Below are 13,262 nucleotides of genomic sequence, written 5' to 3'. Positions count from 1 at the left end.
GGGTCCGGTCGTACATTCGAGGCATGACTTCCGAGTCCGTGACCGCCGCGCCGACGACCGTCGACGTCCTCATCCGCAACGGCACCGTCGTCGACGGGCTGGGCGGCGCCCCCCACGTCGCCGACGTCGCGATCCGCGACGGTGTCATCGTCGCGATCGGAGCGCTCGACGTGGTGGCCCGGCGCGAGATCGACGCGACCGGACTGCTCGTCACCCCGGGCTTCGTCGATCTGCACACCCACTACGACGGGCAGGCGATCTGGAGCGACCGCATGACGCCGTCCTCGGCGCACGGCGTGACCACCGCGGTGATGGGCAACTGCGGGGTCGGGTTCGCGCCGTGCCGCCCGGACGACCACGCCACGCTCGTCGACGTCATGGCCGGCGTCGAGGACATCCCCGGCGTCGTGATGGTGGACGGCCTGCCGTGGACGTGGGAGACGTTCCCGGAGTTCCTCGACGCCCTCGACGGGCGCGCCAGGGACATCGACGTGGCGGCCCTGCTGCCGCACTCCCCGCTGCGGGTGTACGTCATGGGCCGCCGCGGCGTGGAGCGCGAGCCCGCCACCGACGAGGACCTCGCGCTGATGCGCAAGCTCGCCGAGGAGGCCGTCGCCGTCGGCGCGCTGGGCTTCGCGTCGTCCCAGCTGACGCTGCACAAGTCCGCCAGCGGCAGTCCCATCCCGAGCTACGGCGCGGCGTACGCGGAGTTCGAGGCCATCGCCGGCGGGGTGCGCGACGCCGGCGGCGGGCTGCTGCAGTTCGTGCCGGACCTGGTGGCCGGGGACTACGAGCCCGCGCTGAAGACCGTCTTCGACGTCGCCGCCGAGACCGGTCTGCCGGTCACGTTCACGCTGGCCATCGGCAACGCCGGCGAGCCGTTCTACCTCGACGCGCTGCGGATGGTCGAGAAGGCCAACGGCGACGGCGGGGACGTCACCGCGCAGATCTTCCCGCGCCCCATCGGTCTGGTGATCGGGCTCGAACTGTCCGGCAACCCCTTCGTGCTGTATCCCAGCTACCGCGCGATCGCCGATCTGCCGCTCGCCGAGCGCGTCGCCGAGATGCGCAAACCCGAAGTGCGTCAGTGCATCCTGAACGACACCCCGGCCAGCGACGGCCACCCGCTGATGTTCGCCGTGCAGGCGTTCGACTGGATCTTCCCGCTGGGCGACCCCCCGAACTACGAGCCGGACCCGGCCGACAGCATCGCCGCCCGGGCCCGGGCACGCGGCGTCACCGCACTGGAGGAGGCCTACGACCGCCTGCTCGACGACGACGGCCACGCCATGCTGCTCATCACGTTGGCCAACTTCCGCGACGGCACGCTCGACACCGTCGCCGACCTGATCCGCCGCGAGGACGTCGTGCTTGGCCTCGGCGACGGCGGCGCACACTACGGAATGATCTGCGACGCAAGCTTTCCCACGTACCTGCTGACGCACTGGGTGCGGGACCGCCCGACCGGGCGGCTGCCCGTCGAGGAGGCCGTGCGCCAGTTGACCTCGGTGCCGGCCCGCGTGGCCGGGCTCGCCGACCGGGGTCGGCTGGCGGTCGGCTACAAGGCCGACGTCAACGTGATCGACCCCGCGGCGCTGCGCCTGCACAAGCCCGTCGTCGCCCACGACCTGCCCGCCGGCGGACGGCGGCTCGACCAGACCGCCGACGGGTACGTCGCCACCCTCGTCTCCGGCGAGGTGATCGCCGAACACGGCGCCCCCACCGCCGCGCGGCCGGGCCGGCTGGTCCGCGGCCGCCAGGCGGCGCCCGCCTAACCCTTCAGCGCAGGATGCTGCTTGGACAGCAGCGGCAGCAGCACGCGGTGCGGCAGCAGCCCCATCAGCTCCTTGCCGATGCGGTTCGCGAGACCCGGGATCACGCCGCCGCGGTCGTGTTCGAGGGCGTCGATGCCCGCCGCGGCGACCGCGCGCGACGGCATCCACATGAACTTCGGGAACACGTCGTCGAAGACGTCGTCGGCGACGCCCGCGGCCTGGAAGAACTCGGTCTTCACCGGGCCGGGATGCAGCGTCGCGACCGTGACGCCGGTGCCCGCCAGCTCGGCGCGCAGACCGTCGGTGTAGGACTTCACGAACGCCTTGGTCGCCGCGTAGCTCGACTGGCCCGGGAACGGCTGGAACGCGGCGACGGAGCCGACGTTGAGGATCGCGCCGCGGCCGCGCGGCACCATCTGGCGAACCGCCCGGGTGGTGAGATCGACGACGGCCTCGACGTTGACGCGCACCTGCGCGATCTCGGCGTCGACGTCCGCATCGGCGATCGCGCCGACGGTGCCGAGGCCGGCGTTGTTCACCAGCACGCCGATCTCGAGTCCGCGCGAGGCGATCTCGTCGAACAGGGCCGCGCGGGCGTCGGGGTCGGCGACGTCGCACGCGACGACCTCCACGCGGACGGCCGTGCCCAGCTCGGCGGCGAGCGCGCGCAGTCGGTCCTCGCGGCGCGCCACCAGGGTGACGCCGTACCCGCGGGCGGCGAGTTCGCGGGCCAGGTCGGCGCCGATGCCCGAGGAGGCGCCGGTGACGACGGCGGTGACGTTCGGAGCGGGTGCGGGAAGTGCCATGGTGGAGAACCTAACTCGTTCGGGTGACGACGACCTTGCCGGTCATCCGGCCGGATTCGACGTCACGGTGGGCTTCGGCCAGGCCGGCCGCGCTGAAGTCGTCGATCGTCTTGGTGACGGTCGTGCGCAGGACGCCGCGGTCGACGAGGTCGGCGGTGGCGGCCAGCAGGTGCTGCTGGGCGATCATGTCGGGCGTCTGGAACATCGCGCGGGTGAACATCAGCTCCCAGTGCCACGCGATGCTCTTCGCCTTGAGCACGGACAGTTCGAGGCCCTCGGGCTCGTCGATCGCCGTGATCTCGCCGAACGGCTTGACGATGGCCTCGTAGTGCTCGACGTTGCCCGCCGAGTGCGGCGAGAACAGGTAGTCGACGCCGTCGGGTGCGACCGCCGACGCCTCCTCCCGCAGCCGGTGATGGTCGATCACCGCGTCGGCGCCCATGGCGGTGGCCCACGCCCGCGACTCGTCGCGGCTGGCGGTGCCGATGACGCGAACGCCGGTGCGCGCCTTGGCCAGCTGGATCATGATCGACCCCACCCCGCCGGCGGCGCCCATCACCAGCAGGTCGCCCGTGGAGTCCGCCGTCAGCCCGAAGCGGTCGAACAGCGACTCCCACGCGGTGATCGTCGTCAGCGGCAGCGCGGCGGCCTCGGCGAAGGACAGGCTGGTGGGTTTGCGCGACACGATGCGCTCGTCGACCGCCTGGAACTCCGCGTTGCTGCCGGGCCGGGTGATGTCGCCGGCGTACCACACCTCGTCCCCCACGCCGAGCGTCTCGACCTGGGACCCGACGGCCTCCACGACGCCGGCGGCGTCGAAGCCGAGGATCGTGGGCACGTCCGAGGGCTCGAGCGCGGAGCGGCGCTTGACGTCCACCGGGTTGACCGAGATGGCGAGCACCCGGACGAGCACGTCGCGGGGGCGGAGTTCGGGCACCTCGACGGTGACGTCCTGCAGGGTCCTGGGGTCGTCGACGGGGCCGCCGGCGTAGGAGCCGACGGCGCGCATCCGGTTCGCGGTCACGTCGAGCGACAACCCCGGCACCGGCGTGATTCTTCCCGCCGGCGCGCTCCCGCCCGATCCGTGCACGAATCGCCGAGACGCGAAGAGGCCCGGCGCTGCTGACGCAACGCCGGGCCCCTCTCGTAGAGCAGGACTTAGAAGTCCATGCCGCCCATGCCACCGGTCGGGTCGCCGGCGGGTGCGGCGGCCTTCTCCGGCTTGTCGGCGACGACGGCCTCGGTGGTGAGGAACAGCGCCGCGATGGACGCCGCGTTCTGCAGCGCCGAGCGGGTGACCTTGACCGGGTCGGCGACGCCGGCGGCCAGCAGGTCCTCGTACTCACCGGTCGCGGCGTTGAGGCCGTGACCCGCGGGCAGGTTCGACACCTTCTCGGCGACGACGCCCGGCTCGAGACCACCGTTGAAGGCGATCTGCTTCAGCGGAGCCGACAGCGCGACGCGGACGATGTTGGCGCCCGTCGCCTCGTCACCGGTGAGGTTCAGCTCCTCCAGCGAGGGAGCCGACTGCAGCAGGGCCACGCCGCCACCGGCGACGATGCCCTCCTCGACGGCGGCCTTCGCGTTGCGGACGGCGTCTTCGATGCGGTGCTTGCGCTCCTTGAGCTCCACCTCGGTGGCAGCGCCGGCCTTGATCACCGCAACACCGCCGGCCAGCTTGGCCAGGCGCTCCTGCAGCTTCTCGCGGTCGTAGTCCGAGTCGCTGTTCTCGATCTCGGCACGGATCTGCGCCACGCGGCCGGCGATGGCGTCGGAGTCACCGGCGCCCTCGACGATGGTGGTCTCGTCCTTGGTGATGACGACCTTGCGGGCCTGACCCAGCAGCGAGACGTCGGCGGTCTCCAGCGAGAGGCCGACCTCTTCGCTGATGACCTGGCCACCGGTGAGGATGGCGATGTCCTGCAGCATGGCCTTCCGGCGGTCACCGAAGCCCGGGGCCTTGACGGCGACGGACTTGAAGGTGCCGCGGATCTTGTTGACCACCAGGGTCGACAGGGCCTCGCCCTCGACGTCCTCGGCGATGATCAGCAGCGGCTTGCCGGACTGGATGACCTTCTCCAGCAGCGGCAGCAGGTCCTTGACCGTCGACACCTTGGAGCTGACCAGCAGGATGTAGGGATCCTCGAGGACCGCTTCCTGACGCTCGGCGTCGGTCACGAAGTACCCCGAGATGTAGCCCTTGTCGAAGCGCATGCCCTCGGTCAGCTCGAGCTGCAGGCCGAAGGTGTTGGACTCCTCGACGGTGATGACGCCCTCGTTGCCGACCTTGTCCAGCGCCTCGGCGATCAGGTCGCCGATCGACTGGTCACCGGCGGAGATGCCCGCGGTGGCAGCGATCTGCTCCTTGGTCTCGACCTCCTTGGCCGACGCGAGGAGACCCTCGGTGACCTTCTCGACGGCCTTCTCGATGCCGCGCTTCAAGCCGAGCGGGTTGGCGCCGGCCGCGACGTTGCGCAGACCCTCGCGAACCAGGGCCTGAGCCAGCACGGTGGCGGTGGTGGTGCCGTCGCCCGCGACGTCGTCGGTCTTCTTGGCGACCTCCTTGACCAGCTCGGCGCCGATCTTCTCGTACGGGTCCTCCAGCTCGATCTCCTTGGCGATGGACACACCATCGTTGGTGATCGTGGGGGCGCCCCACTTCTTCTCCAGGACGACGTTGCGGCCCTTGGGGCCCAGCGTCACCTTCACCGCGTCGGCGAGGCTGTTCAGACCCCGCTCGAGGCCGCGGCGCGCCTCTTCGTCGTACGCAATTGTCTTGGCCATTGCGAAGTGATTCCTCCGGTTAGGGGATCGCACGTTTTCGGTGGTCGGAAGCAGTGCCCGCGACGGACGGCTGTGAGTGTGCTCCCGCAGGTGCGGCCCCAGCCTCACCGTCCCGACCTAGCACTCCCTGATGGCGAGTGCCAAGCTCAGTTTTAGCACTCGACCCAGGTGAGTGCAAGGTCGGATCTCGTCTCCGCCGTGGAGCGAATGCGCAGATCCGGTGCTACCGCACCGCCTGGCCGGACAACCGGACGAACTCCCAGCCCGCCGCCTGCTGGGCCGGGATCGCCGCGGCCATGCCGGCGGCGGTGCCGCCCTCCGGGTGGTTGGCGTGCGCCAGCACGATCGATCCCGGCGCCGCATGGGTGACCGCGGCGGCCACCCGTGCCGCGGGCAGCGTCGCACCCGCGTCGGCGTTGACCGCGAACCCGACCGGCGTCAGCCCGAGCTGCCGGACCAGCCGCACGCCGACGTCGTCGTAGTAGGCGGTGCCGGTGCGGAACCAGGTCGGCGCCGTCCCGGTGAGCGAGGCGATCCGATTCTGGTTGGCCCACACCTCGTCGACGGCCTCGGCGACCGAGCGCGTGCCGGCGATCCCGTAGGCGGACCTGCCGGTGACCGAGAGCGGCACGTGGCGAGTGCCGTGGTTGCCGATCTCGAACAGCGGCTCGGCGGCGAGGCGCTCCACGCGCCCGGGCTGGTCGGCGATCCACTTGCCGCACGCGAACAGGACCGCGGGCGCACCGTGCGTCCGCAGCGTGTCGAGCAGCGCGTCGTCGCAGGCGCGGTCGCACAGGTCGAACGTCAGCGCCAGCTGCTTGCCGGTCGGGGCGAACGACGTCACGATGCCCGGCAGCGACGTCCCCCACTGACCGGGGACCTGGCCCGCGTCCAGCGCCGCGACCGCCGCGGGGTCGACGTCCGCCCCGGCCGCCGCCACCGCCGGCCGTCCCACGGCTCCGGCCGCGCCGACGACGGCCGCTCCGGCGAGCGCGCGCAGGAAGGTTCGCCGATCGGTCATCCGCCGGACGGTAAGCCGGGCGGCTGGCCACCCGCTGGTGCCGCGATGGCAAACGTCTGAACGTTCCGCTGACTTCGTGGCAGGCTGACGGCGATGTCGCTGATCGTGCCGCCCTACCCACCGGCCCGCTACACCGCGGACGAGCCGGAGGCGAGCGCCTGGGTGCGCCGCGGCGACGAGGCGCCGGACTACGACGCCTTCGGGATGGTTCGGTATCACTACCTGGCCAACCAGGAGGCCACCGGCGGCGACTACGGCCTCTACCGCGTCGACCTGGCACCGCGTGCCGGCGGCCCGGGCCCGCACTTCCACCGCGCGATGTCCGAGGCGTTCTTCGTGCTGTCCGGAGAGGTGGCCATCCACGACGGCAACTGGGGCACCGCCGGACCTCGGGACTTCCTGTACGTGCCGCCCGGTGGCATCCACGGGTTCCGCAACGAGACCGACGCGCCGGCGTCGATGCTCATGCTGTTCGCGCCCGGCGCGCCGCGCGAGCACTACTTCGAGGGTCTCGCCCACCTCGGCGAAATGTCCGAGGACGAACGCCGGGAGTGGTTCATCGCGAACGACAACTTCTTCGTGTGAGCCCCCGCCGAGGACCCGCTCAGCGCGTGACGCGCAGCCCGTCGACCACGACGGCGGCCACCCGCTCGGCGACGCCGTCGCCGTGGCTCGACGGAGCCTTGCACACCATGAGCAACGCCTTGAGTTCGGCGACCCCGACGTCGGCGCGCGCGGTGCCGGCGCGCTGCGCGGCGGCCAGCAGCTCGCCCATCACGTCGACGAAGGCGGCTTCCGCACCGGGCGCGGCGGCGTCGAAGTCGATGCCGTAGCCCGCCAGCGCGTCGGCGAGGCCGTGGTCGGCGGCGCTGGTGCGGACCATCTCGCAGATGAAGTCGAACAGCGCGCCGCCCGGATCGGCCGCCAGCATCGTCCGGCCGGTCTCGACGATGCTGCGCACGCGGTCGGCGATGACGGCGCCGAACAGCGCCTCCTTGGTCGGGAAGTGCCGGTAGATCGTGCCCGGGCCCACGCCGGCGCGCCGAGCGATCTCGTCGATCGGCACGCCGAGGCCCTCGGCGGCGAACGTCTCGTAGGCCACCGCGAGCAGACGGGCGCGGTTGCGCGCGGCGTCGGCCCGCAGCGGGCGTGTCGTCTGCGTCACTGTGTCACCTCCCGGACATCCCCGACCGTTGACAAAACGGAGCGGACGTTCCGTATAGTCGACCCAAACGGAGCGTGCGTTCCGAATCGATTGTAGAGGAGCACCCATGACCCGCTGGACCACCGTCGACATCCCGAACCAGACCAGCCGCACGGCGATCATCACCGGCGCCAACACCGGACTGGGCTATGAGACCGCCGCCGCACTGGCCGCCGCGGGCACCCGCGTCGTGCTCGCCGTGCGCAATCTCGACAAGGGCAAGGCCGCCGCCGACCTGATCGCCCGCCGCACGCCCGGCGCGGAGATCTCACTGCAGGAACTCGACCTGACCTCGCTCGACTCCATCCGTGCCGCCGCGGAGAGCCTGCGGGCCACGCACGACGCCATCGACCTGCTGATCAACAACGCCGGCGTGATGATGACGCCGAAGTCGGCGACCAAGGACGGCTTCGAGCTGCAGTTCGGCACCAACCACCTCGGTCACTTCGCGCTCACCGGCCTGCTGCTCGACCGGCTGCTCGCCACGCCGCTGTCGCGGGTGGTCACCGTCAGCAGCATCGGCCACCGGATGGGCCGCATCGACTTCGACGACCTGAACTACCGCCGGCGCTACACCCGCGGCGGCGCCTACGGTCGGTCCAAGCTGTCGAACCTGCTGTTCACCTACGAGTTGCAGCGGCGCCTGCAGGGCACCGAGACCATCGCCGTCGCGGCGCACCCCGGTGGATCCGCCTCGGAACTGTCCCGGCACCTGCCCGGCCCGCTGCGCGCGGCCTTCTCGCTCCTCGAGCAGCCCACCGAGATGGGGGCGCTGCCCACGCTGCGCGCCGCCACCGACCCGGGCGTCTCCGGCGGCGAGTACTACGGCCCCGGCGGGTTCGCCGAGATGCGCGGCTTCCCGGTCGCCGTCGACTCGAACCGACGCTCGCACGACGCCGCCGTCGCCCGGCGGCTGTGGACGGTGTCCGAGGAACTCACCGGGGTGACGTACCCGCTGTGACCGCCGGTGATTTGCTGATCGTCGGGGTGCAGGTGGCCCTGGCCACGCTCGCCGTGGCACTGCGCCGGCCGGCGGTCGTTGCCCCTGCGCGCTGCCCGACACGCGCCGCGGCGAGACACGCCCGGCGGAGATGCGATCCCGGAACCCGTTGACCTAGAGTGGCCTTCGATCGATAGGAGCTCTTGGGTGCCGGCTGACACAGCGCCCAGCACCCAGGCACTGCGGGGCTGGCAACGTCGAGCGTTGGTGAAGTACCTGACGGCCGCTCCCCGCGACTTCCTCGCCGTCGCGACCCCCGGTGCGGGCAAGACCACGTTTGCGCTGCGCATCGCCGCCGAACTGCTGTCGCAGCACGTCGTCGAACGCATCACGATCGTCGTGCCCACCGAACACCTCAAGGTGCAGTGGGCGGCGTCCGGCGCGCGGGTCGGGCTGTCGCTCGACCCGAAGTTCAGCAACTCCAGCGCGCAGAACTCCGACGAGTACCACGGCGTCGTCGTCACCTACGCCCAGGTCGCCAGCCACCCTGGCCGACACCGGGTGCGCACCGAGAACCGTCGGACCCTGGTGATCTTCGACGAGATCCACCACGGCGGTGACGCCAAGAGTTGGGGCGAGGCGATCCGCGAGGCGTTCGACGACGCCACCCGCCGGCTGGCCCTGACCGGGACGCCGTTCCGCAGCGACGACAGCCCGATCCCGTTCGTCGACTACGAGCTGGGCCCCGATGGTCTCAAGCACTCGCGCGCCGACCACGTGTACGGCTACTCCGACGCGCTCGCCGACGGTGTTGTCCGGCCGGTGGTCTTCCTGGCCTACTCCGGGGAGTCGCGGTGGCGCGACAGCGCCGGCGAGGAACACGCGGCCCGGCTCGGCGAGCCGCTGAACGCCGAGCAGACCGCGCGGGCGTGGAAGACCGCCCTCAACCCCGCCGGCGAGTGGATGCCAGCGGTGCTGGCGGCCGCCGACAAGCGGCTCCGGCAGAAGCGCCAGCACGTTCCCGACGCGGGCGGCATGGTGATCGCTTCCGACCAGACCGCCGCGCGGGCGTACGCGAAGCTGCTGACCGACCTGACCGGCGAGGCGCCCACGGTCGTCCTCTCCGACGACCCCGGTTCGTCGGACCGCATCTCGCAGTACTCGGCGGCCACCACCCCCTGGCTCGTCGCGGTGCGCATGGTGTCCGAGGGCGTCGACGTGCCACGGCTGTCGGTCGGCGTGTACGCCACCAGCGCGTCGACCCCGCTGTTCTTCGCCCAGGCGATCGGCCGCTTCGTGCGGTCCCGCAAGGCCGGCGAGACCGCGAGCATCTTCCTGCCGTCGGTGCCGAACCTCCTGGGCCTCGCCAGCGAGATGGAGGCGCAGCGCAACCACGTGCTGGGCAAGCCGCACCGCGAGTCCCAGGGCGACGAGTGGGACGACGCCGCGCTGGAGGACGCCAACAAGACCAAGGACGAAGCCGGCGACCTGGACAACGGCTACGAGATGATCGGCGCCGACGCCGAACTCGACCAGGTCATCTTCGACGGCTCGTCGTTCGGCACTGCTACCCCGTCGGGCAGCGAGGAGGAGGCCGACTACCTCGGCATCCCCGGCCTGCTGGATGCCGCGCAGATGCGAGACCTGTTGCGCCGCAGGCAGGAAGAGCAGATGGACCGCCGGTCACGGGCCGCCACCGGCGAGGGCCAGACCGCGGTCGCGGCGCCGGTCACCACCCACGGCCAGCTGCGCGACCTGCGCCGCGAACTCAACGCTCTCGTGACCCTCGCCCACCACCGCACCGGCAAGCCGCACGGTTGGATCCACAACGAGCTGCGCCGCCTCTGCGGTGGCCCGGTGGTCGCGGCGGCGAACTCCGAGCAGCTCGCCGCCCGCATCGAGGCCGTCCGCACGCTGCGGACGTAGCCGGCTACAGCCCCAGCAGCTCCGGCAGGTCGGCGACCGAGTCGATGACGTGGCTGGGCTGCATCGCGAATTCGTCTGCCGCCCAACGGTCGAGCGTGTCCTGACGGAACTTGCCGGTGCGCACCAGCACCCCGGCCATGCCGACCACCTGAGCGGCGAGCACGTCGTTGTTGAGGTCGTCGCCGACCATGTACATCTCCTCGGGCTCCACGCCGAGGCGGTTCGCCGCCGCGAGGAAGCCCTCCGGGGCGGGCTTGCCGACGGCGACGGCCTTGCGGCCGGAGGTCTCCTCCATGCCGAGCAGGTACATGCCGGTGTCGATGCGCAGGCCCTCGGTGGTGTTCCATGCCGTGCTGCGGTGCATGGCGACCACCGGCACGCCCTGGGCCATCCAGTCGTACACCCGGCTGAGCGTGACGTGGTCGTACTCCGGTCCCGCGCCGCCGAGGAGGACGACGTCGGGCTGTTCGGGCACCGCATCGCGGACGTCGTGGGCGTACACCAGGTCGATGCCCGTCATGTCCTCGCCGATCTCGCCGCTGTTGACCAGTAAGCAGCGCGCGCCGGAGTACCGGTCCCGCACGTACTCGGCCGTGAGCACCGCCGCCGTGATGACCTCGTCGGCCGTCACGTCCATCCCGGCGTCGGCCAGCAGCTCGGCAATCTGCACCCGGGTCTTCGTGGTGGTGTTGGTCAAATAGGAGCGCGCCACCTGGTGATCGGCGAGCACGCGCAACGTCTCCCGCGCACCCTCGATGGGCTGCCAGGAGGTCACCAGGACGCCATCGATGTCGAAGAGCACCCCGCCGATCGCCATGGTGCCAAGGTAAACGGCACGCGCCCGGACGCAACTCGGGCCCCGCGGGGAACGCGGTCAGCCGCGCAGCCACTCGCTTCCGGCCACCCACGGCGACGCCGTCGCCGCCACCTGCCAGGCCAGCTCGGCGGGCACGTCCAGGACGCGGTAACCCTTGACACCGGCCGCGGTCGCCGCGACCAGCGTCGCCACGCCCGCCCGACGCTGGAACGGCGTCTGCCGCACCGTCCATCCGATCACCCCGGCCGCGGCGATGCAGTCCCGCCGCCGGTCGACGCTGCCCGACCGGGCGACCAACCAGTCCGCGTCGACCCGGTGGCCGAGCGCCCGGCTGCGGTCGTGGGCCAGGCCGCCACAGCAAACGGTCAGCGCGGCCAGCGCCGCCCAGGTCCAGCCCGGCGCCCCGGACACCAGCAGGACGACGGCGACGGCGGCGGGCAGCAGCAGCGCGCGCGTCCAGCGGCGACGCCGCGCGGCGGGGCCGTGTTCCCGGAGCGGACCCGCGGCGGCGTCCGGGTCGGTCAGCTCGGCGAGCACCGCCCCCGCGATGTCCCGCGGGCAGGGCGGCAGCAGCAGCGACGCCTCACCGGAACCGCCGACCCCAGTCATCACGGCATCCAGCCGGGCCCCGCCGAACAGGCGCACCAGCAGCGGTTCGCGCAGGGTGCCACCCCGCAACCGCCGGGTGTCATAGGCGTGTTGACGCCGCCGCAGCAGCCCGTGCTCCAGGCGCAGGACGTGCTCCGACCGGGACAGCACCAGATCGCCGTAGGTCACCAGCGACCGCAGCACCGAGAGCACGACCGACGCCAGCAGCACCCCGCCGGCCAGCGTCCCCACGGCCACCACGACGCCGGCCCGCTCGGTGGCGTCGAGACCGGCACGCACCAGCGGCGAATCCCGCAGCGCTGCAACCACTCCGGTCTGGTACACCACGCCGAGCGCCGCGGCGATCATCGCCAGACCGGTGAAGCTCAACGGGCCGAACCGCAGCCACGGCGGCTGCCAGCGGGCCAGCACGCGATCCCCGTCGGGAGCATCAGCCGGCACGGCGGCCGACGGCAGCAGCAGCGCCCGCAGCCCGGCCACCTCCTCGACCCGCACCGCGTCGAGCGCGAACGCGGTGTCACCGCGGCCCTCCTGCCCGGTGCTCACGGTCACCACCGTCAGGCCCAGTAGCCGGTGCAGCACGCGGGCGTCGGTCGACACCGAGCGAATGCGGTTGCGCGGCAACGAGAGCACCCGGCGGGCCAGCACGCCCTCGCGCCGCTCGACGTGGTCGTCGGCGATCCGGTAGGCGGTGGTGAACCACCGCGCCAGCCCGACGACGACCAACAGCGCCAGCGCCGCGACCGACCACAGCGGGTTGCCGGTCGCGGTCCCGAGCACCACCGAGCCGATCAGCAGCGGCAGCTGCCGAAGCACCTCATGCAGGGGATGGACCAGCAGCATGCGTGGGCTGAGCCGGCGCCACGGCGTCGGCACGTCCGTCACGTCGCATCCTGCTCGCCCAGCGCCGCGACGTCGGTCAGCCGGGCGGCCACCGCGTCGGCGACGTCGGCGTCGAGCGCCGCGATGCGCACGGCGCCGGCCGACGACGCGGTCGTGACGGTGACGCTGGCCAGACCGAACAACCGGTCCAGGGGCCCGCGTTCGGTGTCGACGGTCTGCACGCGCGAGATCGGCGCGATGCGCCGCTCCTGCATCAGCCAGCCCGACCGGGTGTACACGGCGTGCTCGCCGATCTCCCACCGGTGCACGCGATACCGCCACACCGGCACCACCCCGACGAACAGCGCCGCACCCGCGACCGTCGCCGCGGCGGCCGCGGCGTGCACCGCCAGAAGGCGGTCGTCGACGAGCCACCAGGCCACCTGCGCGACCGCGAGCACCGCCCACGGGACGGCCGCCGACACGGCCCAGAGCAGCGGCGCCCGGCGGCTGGGCGGGTTCGCGGGGTCGGCGAGCGACGGCACCCCCTGAGTATGG

The 13,262-nt window shown here is 72.1% G+C and carries 12 protein-coding genes; 4 read left to right on the top strand and 8 right to left on the bottom strand.

The window, feature by feature from the left end; translation table 11 throughout:
- Positions 1-23 precede the first annotated feature (23 nt).
- Positions 24-1,775, top strand: coding sequence for an N-acyl-D-amino-acid deacylase family protein (locus tag FZ046_RS09440; RefSeq protein ID WP_070354142.1), 1,752 nt, complete (start codon positions 24-26; stop codon positions 1,773-1,775).
- Here the strand turns inward: FZ046_RS09440 and FZ046_RS09435 are convergent.
- The 4 genes from FZ046_RS09435 to FZ046_RS09420 form a co-directional block, all read right to left on the bottom strand.
- Positions 1,772-2,581: an SDR family NAD(P)-dependent oxidoreductase gene (locus FZ046_RS09435; RefSeq protein WP_070354124.1), complete on the bottom strand. Its 810-nt coding sequence runs from the start codon at positions 2,579-2,581 to the stop codon at positions 1,772-1,774. The genes FZ046_RS09440 and FZ046_RS09435 overlap by 4 nt on opposite strands.
- A gap of 10 nt (positions 2,582-2,591) precedes the next feature.
- Positions 2,592-3,590: a zinc-binding alcohol dehydrogenase family protein gene (locus FZ046_RS09430; RefSeq protein ID WP_070354143.1), complete on the bottom strand. Its 999-nt coding sequence runs from the start codon at positions 3,588-3,590 to the stop codon at positions 2,592-2,594.
- A gap of 149 nt (positions 3,591-3,739) precedes the next feature.
- Positions 3,740-5,365 (bottom strand): chaperonin GroEL, encoded by a 1,626-nt coding sequence (gene groL / locus FZ046_RS09425; protein ID WP_070354125.1) that lies wholly within the window; start codon positions 5,363-5,365, stop codon positions 3,740-3,742.
- Positions 5,366-5,588: 223 nt separating this feature from the next.
- The gene (locus FZ046_RS09420) at positions 5,589-6,386 is read right to left on the bottom strand and encodes a polysaccharide deacetylase family protein (RefSeq protein WP_149484236.1); all 798 of its coding nucleotides are present in this window, start codon (positions 6,384-6,386) and stop codon (positions 5,589-5,591) included.
- A 93-nt stretch (positions 6,387-6,479) separates the two neighbouring features.
- Between FZ046_RS09420 and FZ046_RS09415 the strand changes: the two genes are divergently transcribed.
- The gene (locus FZ046_RS09415) at positions 6,480-6,971 is read left to right on the top strand and encodes a cupin domain-containing protein (RefSeq protein ID WP_070356402.1); all 492 of its coding nucleotides are present in this window, start codon (positions 6,480-6,482) and stop codon (positions 6,969-6,971) included.
- Positions 6,972-6,990: 19 nt separating this feature from the next.
- Here FZ046_RS09415 and FZ046_RS09410 read toward each other — a convergent pair whose 3' ends face one another.
- The gene (locus FZ046_RS09410; protein ID WP_070356403.1) at positions 6,991-7,551 is read right to left on the bottom strand and encodes a TetR/AcrR family transcriptional regulator; all 561 of its coding nucleotides are present in this window, start codon (positions 7,549-7,551) and stop codon (positions 6,991-6,993) included.
- 106 nt (positions 7,552-7,657) lie between these two features.
- On the opposite strand from FZ046_RS09410, the gene FZ046_RS09405 reads away from it, so the two are divergent.
- Both FZ046_RS09405 and FZ046_RS09400 read left to right on the top strand, forming a co-directional pair.
- A complete protein-coding gene (locus FZ046_RS09405) occupies positions 7,658-8,551 on the top strand; it encodes an SDR family NAD(P)-dependent oxidoreductase (protein WP_070356404.1) in 894 nt (297 codons plus the stop codon).
- Between the two features lie 186 nt (positions 8,552-8,737).
- Positions 8,738-10,456: a DEAD/DEAH box helicase gene (locus FZ046_RS09400; protein ID WP_070356405.1), complete on the top strand. Its 1,719-nt coding sequence runs from the start codon at positions 8,738-8,740 to the stop codon at positions 10,454-10,456.
- A gap of 4 nt (positions 10,457-10,460) precedes the next feature.
- Here FZ046_RS09400 and FZ046_RS09395 read toward each other — a convergent pair whose 3' ends face one another.
- From FZ046_RS09395 to FZ046_RS09385, 3 genes are read right to left on the bottom strand one after another with little or no spacing between them, the layout of a single operon-like run.
- Positions 10,461-11,273: an HAD-IIA family hydrolase gene (locus FZ046_RS09395; RefSeq protein ID WP_070356406.1), complete on the bottom strand. Its 813-nt coding sequence runs from the start codon at positions 11,271-11,273 to the stop codon at positions 10,461-10,463.
- A 57-nt stretch (positions 11,274-11,330) separates the two neighbouring features.
- Positions 11,331-12,725: a PH domain-containing protein gene (locus FZ046_RS09390; protein WP_149484355.1), complete on the bottom strand. Its 1,395-nt coding sequence runs from the start codon at positions 12,723-12,725 to the stop codon at positions 11,331-11,333.
- A gap of 38 nt (positions 12,726-12,763) precedes the next feature.
- On the bottom strand, positions 12,764-13,249 hold the full coding sequence (locus FZ046_RS09385; protein WP_070354984.1) for a PH domain-containing protein: 486 nt from the start codon (positions 13,247-13,249) through the stop codon (positions 12,764-12,766).
- Positions 13,250-13,262 lie beyond the last annotated feature (13 nt).

Origin of the sequence: Mycolicibacterium grossiae (genome assembly GCF_008329645.1) — a bacterium.
In the GTDB taxonomy this organism is placed as follows: Bacteria; Actinomycetota; Actinomycetes; order Mycobacteriales; family Mycobacteriaceae; genus Mycobacterium; species Mycobacterium grossiae.
Note: the sequence above shows the minus strand (reverse complement) of the source record. Positions and strands in the feature narration are given on the sequence as shown.